We start from the raw sequence: 15,125 nt of genomic DNA on the forward strand, positions 1-15,125 counted from the left end.
CTCTCTATGAATATCATCTGTTCATGCCCTTACTTCTTCTTCACTTACAGCATGTAAAAGCAGCGTATATCAAACGATAGATCTCCGTATTACTTGTCCTTTCGCACTAACAATGTCACGGACTCCACATGACTGGTCTGCGGGAACATGTCGACAGGCTGAACCCACTCGATCGCATACCCGCCATCCAGCAGCACCTTGCAGTCCTTGGCCAAAGTGGACGGGTTGCAGGATACGTAGACAAAACGCTTCGGTTTCGTACGCAGGATCGTGTCCAGAAATTTGCGGTCCAAGCCGGTTCGTGGCGGGTCGGCGACAATGATGTCAGGGGAGAAGCCGGATTTCACCCAGCGGGGCAACAGTTCCTCTGCTTCTCCAACATAGAAGGAGGCGTTGGTCCGATTGTTACGCTCCGCATTGCGTTTCGCGTCCTCGACGGCTTCGGGAATGATTTCAATGCCCCGGATTTCTTTGGCATAAGGACCCAGCCACAAACCAATGGTGCCTGTCCCGCAGTAAGCATCTACAACGGTTTCACGCCCGGTAAGGGCAGCCGCTGCTTTGACGCTTTCATACAGCTTGACGGTCTGCTGCGGATTGAGCTGGAAGAATGCGCGCGGGGACAGGGCGAATTCCAGGTCGCCAAGCGATTCCTGCATGGCTTCCGCTCCCCAGAGCGTAATCGTTTTATCGCCGAAAATGAGTGATGTGCGCTTCGGATTTACGTTCATGGAGATGCCCGTCACTTCTGGCAGCGTGAGACGCAGCAGACGAACAAAGTCATCCTTGCGCGGCAGCTTGTTTCCAGCCGTAACCAGTGTCACCTGCAGATGGCCGGATTGAAAGCCGTGACGAACGACGATGGTACGGACACCGTCACGGGAGCCGTTGTCCTTGTACAGCGGGATTCGCAGTTCTTCCAGCACGGATTTAACTTTTTCCACGGCCTCATTGACCTTCGGATGCTGGATCGGACAGCCGCTGATATCAACGATGTCATGACTTTCCGCTTCGTACAGCCCGGCGATGACCTCACCCTGACGGCGGGTTAATTGAAGCTGTGCTTTATTGCGGTAATCCCACGGATGTTCCATGCCCAGCATCGGTTTCATCCTGATATCATCCAGCCCGGCATAACGGCTGAAGGCTTCCCGTACAATATCCGCCTTGGCTTCCAACTGGCCTTCATATGACAGATGCTGAATCTGGCAGCCGCCGCAGACGCCGAACACAGGACAAGGAGCCTCAATGCGGTGTGGGGATCTTTTCTCAATGTCGGTTAGTTCTGCCTTAATGAATTTGGGCTGGACATCAATCACTTTGGCTTTGACAACTTCTCCGCTGAGAGCTCCGTCGATAAAAACAGCCTTGCGGCGGTAATATCCGACACCTTCCCCGTTGATGCCCAGCCGCTTGATCGTGACGACGATGCGGTCGTCCGGGCGCAGTTCCTCGGCGTCGGCAGCACCTGCGGACTTACGTTGAAAGGACTGCTTGTACGCTCCTTTTGGGCTAGGGCCGGACGAGGCCGTCTTGGCGCCGGTGTTGGCATTGTTTTTGCCTGTATGTGTTTTTAACTGGGATTGTTTTTTCGGTTGTCCATAGGTCTGAGTTCCCTTGCGGGGGCGTTTCTGTTCACCCATAACAGTAATGTCTCCATCCTCTGTAGTATCGTGTTCACTATACCATGTGGGAAAACGGAATGCCATGAAGGGCACTTTGTCGTGGCTAATCACCACAGAGTTACGATATCATCCTGCATAAACAAGAAACCCGTGTCTTGAAAAAGACCGGGTTTCTCATCACACATACTATGTGTTACGTGACATGAATATAAGCCATTTAGAATTAACATTTGCGTTTCCAATTCATCTGGACTCTGCTATGTAGCTTGCCTAATTTGAGTTCAGCGCCTCTACATCCTTGCTAAAAGCATCGCTATACTGCTTGAACAATCCTGTATCAAACTCATAATCCGGGTCGATGGCTGCAGGAGGATTTTCCTTGACTTTCTTATACAGGCTGTCTATCTCATTCGAGAGTTTGGACCATACTTCTTTTGTGTCATCATACTTAGCGTCCAACCCCTGAATATAAGCATCATATTCCGCTTTTTTCTCCATAGATTTACCGAGGCGGTCTATTGTGAAGTCAATATCCAGTTTCTCGCCTGTGCTGCTGGTCCCGCTTGCGATATACCAGCTGATGTCTACAAAACCTTCATTCCAAAAATCCGTAGTTATAAAGCTGCTAATCTCACTTAGCTTAGACTCCACAGTGGGTGGTTCTGCTGCTTCAGTCGAGGTTTTCTCATTATTAGAAGCATTATCGGTAGCTTCCTTGAGCGCATCCTGAAAGGCCTCTTGCAGTTTCTCTTCGTCAGTTTTTTCTTTGCCCGCACATCCGGAAAATATAAACAGAAGCACAAAAGCTAAACCGACCAAAAAACATTTTTTTCTCCAGCTGGACATCTTGATTTCTCCTTTTTTAACAATTTTAAAGTCCCTTATGAGTTATCGGTCTCACTAATGGAATTGTTAAGATATCTGTAGATAAAACTGAACAGTTTAAAGCGCATATCAGTGTCGCCCGTTTGCCCAGTAACTCCAGTCGGTCCAGTGCTGCCCGTGGGCCAGGAATATCGAACTTTGCATAAAGGCCTTTACGATGCGGTTGCCCATTTTTTCGAACCCCGCTAAACTTAAAGATGCAGGCAGAACACGGTCGGCTTCCGAGCTCCGTTTCCTATTGAAATGATCGCGTTTTGATGGGACAATATTATGTATTGGCTGTTCGAACGTAGAAGCGTTTTAACATCTGAAAAAGGGCTCAGAAGCGTTATTAACGCAGTATTATAAGGGGTTTTGAACAATGAACGTACAGGCACCGGGCCTGGAACAGGCGCGCGAGCTTTTGATCAAGTTTTACGGCTATCCCGATTTCCGGGAAGGGCAAAAGAAAATAGTAGGGAGCCTGCTGGAGGGCAGCGATACGCTCGGTATTATGCCGACTGGTGGGGGAAAATCCATCTGCTATCAAATTCCGGCACTGATCTATGACGGTCTTACCCTGGTCATATCTCCGCTGATTTCGCTGATGAAGGATCAGGTCGATGCGCTGACCGCCATGGGAATTCAGGCTGCTTTTATTAACAGCACCTTAAGCGGCAGGGAAGTAAATGACCGTATCCGGAGAGCGCAGCGTGGAGACCTGAAGCTGCTCTATGTCGCGCCGGAGCGTCTGGAGCTGGACTGGTTCCGCGAGGAGATGGCCCAGCTGCCAATCTCCTGTGTGGCAGTGGATGAAGCGCACTGTGTGTCGCAGTGGGGACATGATTTCCGGACAAGCTATCTGGCAGTAGCTCCGTTTGTGGACGGTTTGCCGCAGCGGCCGATTCTGGCGGCTTTCACGGCCACGGCGACACCGCAGGTTATGGATGATATCGTGCGTTTGCTGCGTTTGCGCGAGCCGCAGACGTTTGTCACTGGTCTTGGCCGGGATAATCTGGCGTTTCATGTGCTGCGGGGAGAGGACAAGAAAGCTTATATCATGAACTATGTCCGCGAGCATGCCGGAGAAGCAGGCATCATCTATGCGGCGACACGCAAGGATGTCGACGATCTGTACCACCGTCTGCGTGATGCGGGGATGGCGGCAGGTCGATATCATGCGGGAATGAGCGACGAAGAACGGGCGGAAAGCCAGGAGGCTTTTCTGTACGACGATATTCAGGTCGTCGTGGCGACGAACGCATTTGGCATGGGTATTGATAAATCGAACGTACGGTATGTGCTGCATTATAATATGCCGAAAAATATGGAAGCCTATGTCCAGGAAGCCGGACGGGCCGGGCGCGACGGTGAGCCGAGCCAGTGTATTCTGCTGTTTGGCCCGCAGGATATTGTGACCCAGAAGTTTCTGATCGAGCAGAATCCGCAGGACGAGGAACGTAAGCGCAACGATTACCGCAAGCTGCAGCAGATGGTCGATTACTGCTACACAACCCGCTGCCTGCGCAGCGCGCAGCTGGATTATTTCGGCGAAGCGCATGACGACACGTCATGCGGGATTTGCAGCTCCTGCACCGATGAGCGCGAGCTTGTGGATATGACAGTGGATGCGCAGAAAATCTTTTCCTGTATCCACCGCATGCGGGAGCGGTTTGGCGCGACGATGGTAGCGGCGGTGCTGAAGGGTTCTCGCAATAAAAAGGTGCTGCAGTACGGCTTCGACAGCCTGCCGACCTATGGTGTCATGGGCAACCGCACGGAAAAGGAAATCGTTGAGATCATCAACGTGCTGATCTCGGAAGGATATCTGTCCCTTAGTGAAGGACAGTATCCGGTCGTACGGCTGCAGCAGCTGGCGGCGGAGGTGTTGAAGGGGCAGCGCCAGGTCATGCAGCGTGTCGTGCGTCATGCGACTGCCGTCGCGGGTGGTTCGGGCAGCCGGCGCAGCAGGGATGCTTACCCGTCCGCGGTCAATGAGACGGTATTCGAGCAGCTGCGCCTCATCCGCCGTGATCTGGCGGCCAAGGAGCATGTGCCTTCGTATATTATTTTCAACGATGCCACCCTGAGGGAAATGAGTGTGGCCAATCCGCGGAGCGAAGCGGACATGCTGCGTATCAAAGGGGTCGGGGAAGTGAAATTCCGGAAATACGGCAAGCCGTTCCTGGATTTCTTCCTGAATCAGGCGGACGAATCGGTCCCGTTGTATGACGACGAGTTTTAAAGCTTTTATAGAAGTTCAATCCACGCAAAGGTCGTGACCCATGAAAGTCATTCTGTCCACTTTAAACGCGAAATACATTCATACGTCGCTCGCGATCCGCTGTCTAAAGGCGTACAGCGAACGTGATTTTGATATTGAGCTGGCGGAATATACCATTAAAGACCCGGTGATGAATATTGTTTCGGACCTGTACCGGCGGGGAGCGGATGTGATCGGCTTTTCCTGCTACATCTGGAATATTGAAGAGACAATCAAGGTCATTGATGTCCTGAAAAAGGTTATGCCAGATGTGAAAATCGTGCTCGGCGGGCCGGAAGTCTCCTATGATACGGAATACTGGATGAACCGGCTGCAGAACGTTGATTTTATCGTGATGGGCGAAGGGGAAGAATCGTTTCATCAGCTTCTGCAGGAGATTGAGGGAGCGGGCAAGTATCATTTTGTGTACGGTCTGGCTTACCGCAAGGGTGAGGAGGTCATCCTTATGCCGGGGCGGCCGAAGGCTAATCTGAACGAGCTGCCGAGCCCGCACTGGTTCCCGGAGGATATTCCCGAGCTTGGGAAAAGGGTTGTCTATTTCGAGACGAGCCGAGGTTGTCCGTTCAGCTGTCAATTCTGTCTGTCCAGCATTGAGGTCGGTGTGCGATACTTCGATATCGAGCGGACCAAGTCAGATCTGCTGTATCTGATTGACAATGGCGCCAAGCTGATCAAATTCGTCGACCGCACGTTTAATATCAAGCGGGATTATGCCCTTGAGATGTTCAAGTTCCTGATCGAAAATCACCGGGGCTGTGTATTCCAGTTTGAGATTACAGCGGACATTATGCGGCCTGAGGTGCTGGACTATCTGGCGGAGCATGCGCCACCGGGCATTTTCCGCTTCGAAATCGGTGTACAATCCACCAATGATCCGACAAATGAGCTGGTGAAGCGTCGGCAAAACTTTGCCAAGCTGACCCGCACGGTAACGAAGGTCAAGGAGAGCGGCAAAATCGACCAGCATCTGGACCTGATCGCAGGCCTGCCGCTGGAGGATTACAATACGTTCCGCAAAACCTTCAACGATGTCTTCGCGCTTGGTCCGGAAGAACTGCAGCTCGGCTTCCTTAAAATGCTGCGTGGCACGGGGCTGCGCCTGGATGCCGAGAAGTATAACTATGTTTATATGGATGTCGCGCCGTATGAAATGCTGAGCAATGATGTGCTGTCTTTTACAGATATTGTCCGCTTGAAGCGACTGGAGGATGTGCTGGAGAAATACTGGAACGCCCATCGGATGGATCATACGCTGACTTACCTGATAGAGCGGGAATTTCCTTCGGCTTTCGATTTCTTTCAGGAGTTCGGGGACTACTGGGAGGAGCAGGGCTGGCAGAAGATCGGGCATCAGCTTGAGGATCTGTTCACCCGGCTTTACGCCTTTCTGGAGCAGCGCGATACGAAGCGAATGGATGTTGTCCTCGGCCTGATGAAGCTGGACTACTTCCTGAATCACAAATACAAGCCACGTAAAATATGGTGGGACATCTCGCTCGATAAAGACGACCGCAGCGGGTACGTCAAGCTGGCTGCCAAGCGTCCGGACGCCGTTAAAGCGGCGGTTGGCGATCAGTTCACATCACCTGCATTTGCTGAATTGGCAATGGGCGAGAAGGAGCTGCAGAAGTTCGCCGTGGTTGACGTGCTGCCGTTCCGGCTCGAGCATATCCTGGGCGGCGGCAGCTCTTTGACAGCCGAAGGCCGTACGCTCCTGATCGTGGTATACCAGCAGAACGAAGACCAGAAGCCGTGGTATTATACGATGCCGCTGGGTACAGAGGCTGCTGCGATATAATAAGAAGAATAATCCATATCGAATCCCTCTGGTTGAATGCATTTACACCTGGGGGATTTTTTTGAAATAAAAGCTTGACACCAAAATAAAAAAGGATTAAGATTACCTCATAATAAAATTCTTAAATTAAAGATAATTAACTTAAAGTATTCTCGAAGAACAAATAATACATAACCGAGATGGAGGAGAAAAAAATGGCTGATTTTGTACAGGTGGTAAAAGAAAGACGTTCTGCAAGCAATTTTCTTCCGGAGAACCCGATCACGAAAGAAGAACTGAATGAAATTTTTGAGCTGGTAAAGCTCGGGCCATCGGCTTTTAACCTGCAGCATACGAGATATATCGCGGTCACCGACCCGGTCCATAAAGAAAAACTTAAGAAAGCGGCATATGGGCAGTATAAAGTAGGCAGTTCTTCTGCGGTTATTGTAGTCCTGGGTGATAAAAAGGCATACCTTCAGGCAGCTGAAATTTATGAAGGACTTAAGCTGCTGGGCGTGGTCAATCAGCAGGAGTACGATCATATGGTCAACGATACCGTTGCTACCTATGAAATGAGAGGAGAACAATTTCAAAGGGATGAGGCGATCCGTAATGCCTCGCTGTCAGCGATGCTGTTTATGATGGCGGCCAAGGATAAGGGCTGGGATACATGTCCGATGATCGGCTTTGATCCGCAAGCGGTGAAAGAGGTTCTGAATATCGACGATCAGCATGAGGTTGTATTAATGATTACGATCGGGAAAGAAAAGGTGGAGAGCCGGAAACCGCGTGGTTACCGGAAGCCTGTTAATGAATTTGTAAAACATATCTAAGGGGAGTGAATGAAAATGAGTAAAAAAACGATGGGGATTCATCATATTACGGCAATCGTGGGGCATCCGCAGGAGAATGTAGATTTTTACGCCGGTGTGCTGGGGTTGCGGCTTGTGAAGCAAACCGTCAACTTTGACGATCCGGGCACATATCATCTGTATTTTGGCAATGAAAACGGAAAACCGGGAACCATTATTACCTTCTTTCCATGGGCCGATGCTCATCAGGGTACCATTGGGGATGGTCAGGTCGGGGTCACTTCCTATGCTGTGCCTAAAGGCGCCATGAATTTTTGGGAAAAACGGCTTGAGCATTTCAAGATTCCTTTTACGAGAATGGGACGCTTTGGCGAGCAGTATCTGGAGTTCGATGACCCACACGGGCTTCATCTAGAAATTGTGGAGCGGGAAGAAGGGGAACCGAATTCGTGGAATTTCGGTGGAATGGATCCTAAAGTGGCAATTAAAGGTTTCGGCGGCGCAACCCTGTTGTCGACCCGTCCCGAGCAAACAGCTGAGCTGCTGGAGAAAGTCATGGGCCTTGAATTTGTCGGAAAAGAAGGCGATATCGCCCGCTATCACTCTGCCGGAGACATCGGGAATGTGATTGACCTTAAGCTCACCTCCATCGGCCATGGACAGATGGGTGTCGGCACCGTTCACCACATTGCCTGGCGGGCAAAAGACGATCAGGATCAATTGGAATGGAGAAAATACGTGCAGGAGAACGGTTATGGAGTGACACCGGTGCAGGACCGGAACTATTTTAATGCTGTCTATTTCAGAGAGCATGGAGATATTTTGTTCGAAATCGCTACTGATCCGCCGGGATTTGCCCATGACGAATCGCAGGCAACGATGGGTCAGCAGCTGATGCTGCCGCCGCAATATGAACCTCATAGAAGCGAAATTGAGCAAGTCCTGCTTCCTTTTGAAGTAAGAGAGCTGGACTGACTGAGAAACTCTGATCACCATTTTTTTTCCGGAGGACACTTTACCTGATGTGTAGAGTTGGCCTCTTTTTTTTACCTTAAAGCGCTCTTGGATTGACCTATTAGCATAATTTGCAGATTGAGCAAGTGGAAATTTTTAATACGATGACAACAGACTGGTTGCGGAGAGTACAGGAGTTTAAGTAATTATCAGTTACTCGTCTACGGCCATAACAAAGAAACCCTGCGCTTGAATCAGCAGCAGGGCTTATGTGAGGGGCGAAGAGGCTGTTAAGGCTGTGCGCCCTCTGTAAAGATGTGAAACGTTACTCCGAATTTATCCGTTACCGTACCGTAAGCCGGGCTAAAGAAGGTTTCCTGTAAGGGCATTTGCACCTGCCCTCCCTGCTGCAGCGCTTCAAAGATGGCATGGGAACGTTCTTTATCACTCGACTGAATACAGATCGTGACCTGATTTCCAATCTGAGGAGAATGTCCGGGAAAAGAATCCGACAGCATAAGGTCTGATTCGCCGACCTTCAGCATGGCATGGGAAATTCGGCCTTTCGCAGCTTCAGGGAGCGGAAATTCCGCATTTTCCGGCATTTCTCCAAAGCTTTGCACAAATTGAACGCGAGCGCCAAGCGCCTGTTCGTAAAAGCTGATCGCCTCTTTGGCGTTTCCGTCCATAAATAAGTAAGGTGTCAGTCCTAATGTCATGGTAATCCATCTCCTCTGCATAGGTGTTTTAACTCAACGCTGTTCTTAGCGTATTTTACCAAAAGTAATCTGGGCTTGTCCCTAGGACATTCGGACAAGTTTTTAGGTAATTTTTAGTTGCTGCTCTATAGTGTGATCTAGGGGATGTAAAATTATTCCTGACAATTGTGGCGAAACCTCATGCCTTATTGTTTTTCAGAAAAAACAATTTCTATGGTGGCTGTCGATAGGCGATTGCATGGCCTATTTACTGCATCCCGATTTGGCCGAATTTGGCCAGTTCAGATTAAAATATATACGATGTCTTTATGAATCCACGGACGCCTGATGATAGTGTGAAAGAAGCTCTGGAACATGCGCGCTCCCATGACGCGAGAGACAGCGCTACGGTCATCTGCTGGACTTATGATAACGCGGCGGATGCCTTCTGATATTTAACGAGAGGAGCCGGGATGATCCGGCCCTTTAAGCCCACTGCTATCAAGCTATAACAGTTTATCGATCAGCCAAGGCTTGATTAACGGCAGCACTTCAGCCGGCTGCATAGCTTTGGTGTGATCCATGCCATCCCCAGTTAGCATCTCTACATCCCAGCCCGCGCGTTGTAACTTAGCTTTATGTTTTTGCAATAATCCGGCGATGTCCACCGTTACCCCTCCGAAATTATCTCCGTACACAATCGAATCCTTGTCTCCTGCAAAAGCAAGCTTCGGTATGGACAGCAGATGCTGCACCTTTCTGTCATCAAAATCTGTAAGACTTTGGTACAGCGTAACGAACTGTTTCGTTTGGGCCGAATTGGTGCTTACTTGTACTGTATCCCAATCGATTTCTTCAGGAGAAGTCCCGGCGTTCAGTCCTTTTCCAGAATGCTCATAAGTATTTAAGGTCTGTTCGTATGCCTTTTGGGTTACAATCAGCATTTCCCGATAAGGTCCTTCAAACGGCGGGTAACCGCCCATGATCAGGCTTTCCAATCTGCCGCTTCTGACCCCCAATTGCAGCCCTGTCAGAGCCAGCCATGAGTACCCATAGTAGCTGAAGCTCTCAACATTCATCTCATCAGCAATCCGTAAAAAATCCGTTACCACACTGTCCGCTGTGAGTTGATCAGGCCGGGGATGTGCAAAGAGATGGTCTTCATAATCAAAATACAGGACCCGGAACTTGTCCGAAAGTTCCTCAACCAGCTTCTTCCCGGCTTCGGGATCTACGCCCCACTTGGCCAGGCTCTCAGCTTCATCTCCGTAAACGGTTTTTTTAGCTCCCGGCAGCATAATCACTTTAGCGGAGCTGTCCCCCGTCAAACCGACTTCCAGTGCCGAACCGTCATGCAGTGTTACAATTTTCTTCAAGTGATCACTCCTCTTGATCGGTTTATACTCCTACCATACAACATTCATGCAATATTTCGGTTCATGCGATTGAGATGCCCGATAGTTTCAGGATTTGCAGATTTGTATGTTAATGTAGCACTTGAGGGTTTTACTTTAATGAGAGGGTTGGAAAATGGACAATACGACATATACCCCGAAGCAAATTGCCGACCAGTTGAAAGTAAGCACAACCACCTTAAGGAGATATGAAGAACAAGCTTTAATCCCTGAGGTGCCGAGAAAAAACGGAAATCACCGCTTGTACCATGCCATTCATGTTCAAGCATTTGTTACGATCCGCTCGCTGCTAAAGGGGTATGAGATTCCCGTTGCATATGAAGTCATGAGGAAAGTGAGATCAGGCGAGCATGAGCAGGCGCTTTGGCTGATCAATGCGGAGCAGCATAAACTTCAATCCGAGAAAATGAAGACTGAAGAGATTTTGACGATGATCCAAAATGCTGACTTTGACAAGTATAAAAACATAAAAATATCCAACTCAATGAGCATCCGCGAGGTATCAGTAATTGCGGGCGTTAATGCTTCCGCCATCCGGCATTGGGAAAAGGAGGGGCTGATTCACGCGAAAAGAAACCGGGAGAATAAATATAGAATATTTAGCGAAGCGGACTTGCGGAGAATTCTGGTGATCAGCAGTCTTAGAAAAACCGTCTATTATATTGAAAATATGAAAGAGCTGCTGGAAACCCTGGAAACCCTGGAAACCCTGGAAACCCTGGAAACCCTGGATACCCAAAGCTATGCCAAAGTGGAGCAATCCTTTAATCTGGCGCTGACCAAACTGAACCATCAACTGTTTGACCAATTCAGTGGAATCACGGAGCTGATGAATTATATAACTATGTACCAAAAAGAAAAAAACAATGCCCCGCAGCATTGAATACGGGAAGTAAAACGCGGATAATGATGGTGTAATGAAATGATTTACATCTTGATGTTAATCAATTTCGAACGTGCATAGGAGGAGAAAATGAATGTCTGACATCTACGCTTTTCATTTAATGGAACGTACCCGCCAAAAAATACTGAAGCATCTGGAGTCGCTTCTGGAGGCCAAGCGGAATGTAGTTCCGACAGGCTATAACAACAGTATCCACTGGCAGCTCGGCCATGTGGTTACCCTGGCTGACCGGATCATCTACGGTATTGCAGGCAAGCCGATCCCGCTTCCGGAAAGCTATACCACTTTCTTCGGGCCTGGGACGAAGCCGGCAGATTGGATCGGAGAACCGCCGTCCTGGGAAGAGCTTATGCAATTGTTTAATGAGCAGCCGTCCCGTCTCCGCGATACCTTTGCAGGAATTCTGGATGAACCTGTGGCCAAGAAGGATAACTTCGCCCAAGCCGGGACGATTGGCGAACTGATCCATTTAAGCAATGGGCACGAAAGCTCCCATGAAGGCATGATCAACGCCATGGTGAAAATATTGAAGCAGCAGTAAGAACAAGCGTGCAGTAGCAAGCATCTTGTCTAAAAAAAGTTGAAGCTTGCTATAATAAAAGCATTATCGATGTACCTTCTCAGAAGACAGACCGCTTTTAGCAGTAGAATTGTTCAGCTCCGCTGAAAACTTATAAATTCTATAATCTTCAGAAAAAAAGAGGCGACCGCAACGCGGCCGGCCTCTTTTTTTGGGCGGGCAGATTAGTGAAACTTGGGCAGCCAGTCGCCGTGCGCTTCAATCAGGTCATCACAGAGCGCAACAATATCATCCAGGGAAAGCTCTGCCGCCGTATGAGGGTCCAGCATAGCCGCATGATAGATATGCTCCTTTTTGCCCGTAATTGCAGCTTCAATCGTCAGCAACTGGGTGTTGATATTCGTGCGGTTAAGTGCGGCCAGCTGCGGCGGGAGGTCACCCACGTAAGTTGGGGTTACACCACTTTTGTCGACAAGGCACGGCACTTCCACACAGGCTTCCCGAGGGAGATTGGGAATCAGGCCCGTGTTCAGCACATTGCCCCCGATTTTGAAAGGAACACCTGTCTCGACCGCTTCAAAAATGTAAGATGCATATTCGTGCGAGCGGGTATGCTCCAAATCCGCATTATTGACCAAATCCTCACGCATCTCCGTCCAGCGCTGGATCTGGTTCACACAGCGGCGCGGGTATTCGTCCAGCGGAATGTTCAATTTTTCGATCAGCTCAGGATAGCGCTGCTTGATAAAGTAGGGATGATACTCGGCCGTATGCTCGGAAGACTCGGTATTGTAATAGCCGAACTTCAGCATCATTTCGTAACGCACCATATCATGATGCCGCTCCTTTTGCTTTTCGGCCGCACGCCGCTTGATTTCCGGGTACAGATCTTTTCCGTCCTTCGTTACCTCCAGCAGCCATGCCATATGATTGATGCCGGCGATTTTGGACTGGACACCGGTGGGGTCGAGCTCCAGATCTTTGAACAAATCCGGAATGCAGGCCTGCACGCTGTGGCAGAGGCCGACCGTATTTACACCGCCTTCGGTATTCATGACCTGGGTCAGCACCGCCATTGGATTGGTGTAGTTCAGGAACAGCGCGTTCGGACACACCTCGCGAATATCAGCCGCAAAATCGAGCATCACCGGGATGGTGCGCAGATTGCGGAAAATTCCGCCGATGCCGACGGTGTCGGCAATCGTTTGCCGCAGGCCGTACTTTTTCGGAATCTCAAAGTCGGTAATCGTGCAAGGATCATAACCTCCGACCTGGATGGCATTCACGACATATTTGGCACCACGCAGCGCCTCCTTGCGGTCGGAATACGACTTTATGATGCAGGTACTGCCACTGCTTTGCTTCAAATTGTTCAGCATCCGCTCCGAATCGGCCAGCCGCTGCGGATCAATATCAAATAAAGCAAGCTCAAAGCCCTGCAGCGCAGGGGTATGCATGCAGTCACCCAGCACATTTTTTGCAAATACGGTACTGCCTGCTCCGAGAAATGTAATTTTGGCCATGCTTGTTTCCTCCTCTTAAAAAGTATTCGCAACTGTATTTTGTTGAGGTAAAGCGCTCCCAAGCTGCTCTGCTCAAGCTATAATATAGAGAAAGTCCCCGGCGATGAGTATGGAAGAATACAAGAAGCATATGGACTTTTGTTGTATGAGCAGATGGAACAGGAGGGGTGGTGCAATGGATCACGAGGAGTTTACCGTTGGTATCAACCTGTCTCCCCGGGACAGGAGTCTGGCAGTGTTATTCAGCGGGGAGGGTAAGCCTTACCCTGCCCATAAAATCGGTCCGGCTGTCCACAGCTACTATTTAATGCATACGGTAATAAGCGGAGAGGGTGTGTTTGAGTGCGGCGGACAGTCTCTCATTTGCCGTGAAGGGGATACCTTTATCATTTTCCCGGGTGTTCTGTTCAGCTATGAAGCGGATGCCAGCCAGCCCTGGCATTATATCTGGACGGCGTTTCAAGGGGAAGCGGTACACGATTTAATGGAGGATCTGGGTCTGACTCCCCGGCAACCGGTCATACATAAAACCTCAATCCGCGGCTTAGTCAGCTTATACAGGCGTATCCGGCGTAGCTTTGAGGATTCCAACGAACCGCGGCTGCAGGATTTGGAGGCGTCCGGCTGGCTGCGGCTGCTGCTTCATCGTCTGGGAAAAGAGGGGAACCGTATCCCACTCGGACGGGAGGATTTGTCCGATATTGACCGTCAAGTCGAGCAAGCGATCCGCTGGATTACGCTGCAGTATCATCAGCCGATAACCATTGAAGGCATGGCCCAAAGCCTGGGTTATCATCGTGCGCATCTTTCCAAGGCTTTTAAGCAGAAAACAGGTCGCTCCCCCAAGCAGTATTTGATGCAGGTTCGGCTGGAGCAGGCCAAATCGCTGCTCGAGGGTACGCTGACGATAGAACAGGTAGCTTCGTCGGTCGGCTTTAAGGATGCGCTGTATTTTTCCAAGCTTTTTCGCAAATGTACGGGCCTTTCTCCAACGGAATACCGGGGGCAAAATCGTATGAAGCGGTAAAGCGGCACTGAAAGATTGATTCATACTTTAAACGGTCAGGAGGCAATTATGAATACCATTGAAGCTGTCATATTTGATCTGGACAATACGCTTGTGGATCGTACGACCACGTTTACCAATTTTGCCTGCTCTTTTACCGATACATATTTTCAGCATATAGATTTCAGGGAAGGGCTGGTCAAAAGGATAATCGAATTGGATGAGGACGGGTATAAAGAAAAAAACGCTATGTTCGAGGAACTGCTCACAGAGCTTCCATGGAGCAGTAAACCTGAATTGACGGAACTGCTTCATTTCTATGAGGAGAAGTATGTTGAACACGCACTGCTTATGGACGATGCAAGAGAAGTATTGGGACATCTCAGGACGAAATACAAAACCGGGCTTATTACGAATGGAAAGACCTCTGTGCAGTACGGCAAGCTGGATCGCCTGCAGCTGCGCAGCAGCTTTGATGTCATTGTAGTTTCGGAAGAGGCGGGAGTGAAGAAGCCAGATTCGTGTATTTTCGAAATTGCCGCGGAACAGCTGGGGCTTAAGCCTGAAGAATGTGTTTATATCGGGGATCATCCCGTAAATGACATCGAGGGGGCAGCCGCTGCCGGGATGGAGACAATATGGCTGCAGGTGAACCAGCCTTGGCGTGAAGGGCTGACGGTTACACCTATGCATTCAATTACCAGCTTAAAGCAGCTACTCAAGCTTTTATGATATCACCG

13 protein-coding genes are annotated in these 15,125 nt (G+C 49.6%); 8 read left to right on the forward strand and 5 right to left on the reverse strand.

The window, feature by feature from the left end; genetic code table 11:
- Positions 1-89 precede the first annotated feature (89 nt).
- Complete coding sequence (gene rlmD, locus ACI1P2_RS02655; RefSeq protein ID WP_355316584.1) at positions 90-1,643, reverse strand: 23S rRNA (uracil(1939)-C(5))-methyltransferase RlmD; 1,554 nt, start codon at positions 1,641-1,643, stop codon at positions 90-92.
- Positions 1,644-1,895: 252 nt separating this feature from the next.
- Positions 1,896-2,471 carry a hypothetical protein gene (locus ACI1P2_RS02660; RefSeq protein ID WP_355316586.1) on the reverse strand — a complete coding sequence of 192 codons (576 nt, stop codon included), beginning with the start codon at positions 2,469-2,471 and terminating at the stop codon, positions 1,896-1,898.
- Between the two features lie 400 nt (positions 2,472-2,871).
- Between ACI1P2_RS02660 and recQ the strand changes: the two genes are divergently transcribed.
- The 4 genes from recQ (at position 2,872) to ACI1P2_RS02680 (ending at position 8,340) form a co-directional block, all read left to right on the forward strand.
- Positions 2,872-4,734, forward strand: a complete 1,863-nt coding sequence (gene recQ, locus ACI1P2_RS02665; RefSeq protein ID WP_355316588.1) for a DNA helicase RecQ — start codon at positions 2,872-2,874, stop codon at positions 4,732-4,734.
- A gap of 40 nt (positions 4,735-4,774) precedes the next feature.
- A complete protein-coding gene (locus tag ACI1P2_RS02670) occupies positions 4,775-6,571 on the forward strand; it encodes a B12-binding domain-containing radical SAM protein (protein WP_355316590.1) in 1,797 nt (598 codons plus the stop codon).
- A 194-nt stretch (positions 6,572-6,765) separates the two neighbouring features.
- On the forward strand, positions 6,766-7,386 hold the full coding sequence (locus ACI1P2_RS02675) for a nitroreductase family protein (RefSeq protein WP_355316592.1): 621 nt from the start codon (positions 6,766-6,768) through the stop codon (positions 7,384-7,386).
- Positions 7,387-7,401: 15 nt separating this feature from the next.
- The gene (locus ACI1P2_RS02680) at positions 7,402-8,340 is read left to right on the forward strand and encodes a ring-cleaving dioxygenase (RefSeq protein ID WP_355316594.1); all 939 of its coding nucleotides are present in this window, start codon (positions 7,402-7,404) and stop codon (positions 8,338-8,340) included.
- Positions 8,341-8,609: 269 nt separating this feature from the next.
- Here the strand turns inward: ACI1P2_RS02680 and ACI1P2_RS02685 are convergent, their stop codons facing one another.
- Both ACI1P2_RS02685 and ACI1P2_RS02690 read right to left on the reverse strand, forming a co-directional pair.
- The gene (locus ACI1P2_RS02685; RefSeq protein ID WP_355316595.1) at positions 8,610-9,038 is read right to left on the reverse strand and encodes a VOC family protein; all 429 of its coding nucleotides are present in this window, start codon (positions 9,036-9,038) and stop codon (positions 8,610-8,612) included.
- Positions 9,039-9,523: 485 nt separating this feature from the next.
- On the reverse strand, positions 9,524-10,393 hold the full coding sequence (locus ACI1P2_RS02690; protein WP_355316598.1) for an alpha/beta fold hydrolase: 870 nt from the start codon (positions 10,391-10,393) through the stop codon (positions 9,524-9,526).
- 154 nt (positions 10,394-10,547) lie between these two features.
- Here ACI1P2_RS02690 and ACI1P2_RS02695 point away from each other — a divergent pair, with 154 nt between their 5' ends.
- Positions 10,548-11,315: a MerR family transcriptional regulator gene (locus ACI1P2_RS02695; protein ID WP_355316599.1), complete on the forward strand. Its 768-nt coding sequence runs from the start codon at positions 10,548-10,550 to the stop codon at positions 11,313-11,315.
- A 94-nt stretch (positions 11,316-11,409) separates the two neighbouring features.
- Positions 11,410-11,877, forward strand: a complete 468-nt coding sequence (locus ACI1P2_RS02700) for a DinB family protein (protein WP_355316600.1) — start codon at positions 11,410-11,412, stop codon at positions 11,875-11,877.
- A gap of 203 nt (positions 11,878-12,080) precedes the next feature.
- Here the strand turns inward: ACI1P2_RS02700 and melA are convergent, their stop codons facing one another.
- Positions 12,081-13,379: an alpha-glucosidase/alpha-galactosidase gene (gene melA / locus ACI1P2_RS02705; protein WP_355316602.1), complete on the reverse strand. Its 1,299-nt coding sequence runs from the start codon at positions 13,377-13,379 to the stop codon at positions 12,081-12,083.
- A 175-nt stretch (positions 13,380-13,554) separates the two neighbouring features.
- Between melA and ACI1P2_RS02710 the strand changes: the two genes are divergently transcribed.
- Both ACI1P2_RS02710 and ACI1P2_RS02715 read left to right on the forward strand, forming a co-directional pair.
- Complete coding sequence (locus ACI1P2_RS02710; protein WP_355316603.1) at positions 13,555-14,406, forward strand: AraC family transcriptional regulator; 852 nt, start codon at positions 13,555-13,557, stop codon at positions 14,404-14,406.
- Between the two features lie 48 nt (positions 14,407-14,454).
- The gene (locus ACI1P2_RS02715; RefSeq protein ID WP_355316605.1) at positions 14,455-15,117 is read left to right on the forward strand and encodes an HAD family hydrolase; all 663 of its coding nucleotides are present in this window, start codon (positions 14,455-14,457) and stop codon (positions 15,115-15,117) included.
- The last annotated feature ends 8 nt before the right edge of the window (positions 15,118-15,125 follow it).

Source organism: Paenibacillus jiangxiensis (assembly GCF_046098255.1).
GTDB lineage: Bacteria > Bacillota > Bacilli > Paenibacillales > Paenibacillaceae > Paenibacillus > Paenibacillus jiagnxiensis.

Bases quoted from the DNA above. Each gene is read 5' to 3' on its own strand.
- rlmD (WP_355316584.1), bottom strand. From the start codon at position 1,643: ATGGGTGAACAGAAACGCCCCCGCAAGGGAACTCAGACCTATGGACAA.
- ACI1P2_RS02660 (WP_355316586.1), bottom strand. From the start codon at position 2,471: ATGTCCAGCTGGAGAAAAAAATGTTTTTTGGTCGGTTTAGCTTTTGTG.
- recQ (WP_355316588.1), top strand. From the start codon at position 2,872: ATGAACGTACAGGCACCGGGCCTGGAACAGGCGCGCGAGCTTTTGATC.
- ACI1P2_RS02670 (WP_355316590.1), top strand. From the start codon at position 4,775: ATGAAAGTCATTCTGTCCACTTTAAACGCGAAATACATTCATACGTCG.
- ACI1P2_RS02675 (WP_355316592.1), top strand. From the start codon at position 6,766: ATGGCTGATTTTGTACAGGTGGTAAAAGAAAGACGTTCTGCAAGCAAT.
- ACI1P2_RS02680 (WP_355316594.1), top strand. From the start codon at position 7,402: ATGAGTAAAAAAACGATGGGGATTCATCATATTACGGCAATCGTGGGG.
- ACI1P2_RS02685 (WP_355316595.1), bottom strand. From the start codon at position 9,038: ATGACATTAGGACTGACACCTTACTTATTTATGGACGGAAACGCCAAA.
- ACI1P2_RS02695 (WP_355316599.1), top strand. From the start codon at position 10,548: ATGGACAATACGACATATACCCCGAAGCAAATTGCCGACCAGTTGAAA.
- ACI1P2_RS02700 (WP_355316600.1), top strand. From the start codon at position 11,410: ATGTCTGACATCTACGCTTTTCATTTAATGGAACGTACCCGCCAAAAA.
- melA (WP_355316602.1), bottom strand. From the start codon at position 13,379: ATGGCCAAAATTACATTTCTCGGAGCAGGCAGTACCGTATTTGCAAAA.
- ACI1P2_RS02710 (WP_355316603.1), top strand. From the start codon at position 13,555: ATGGATCACGAGGAGTTTACCGTTGGTATCAACCTGTCTCCCCGGGAC.
- ACI1P2_RS02715 (WP_355316605.1), top strand. From the start codon at position 14,455: ATGAATACCATTGAAGCTGTCATATTTGATCTGGACAATACGCTTGTG.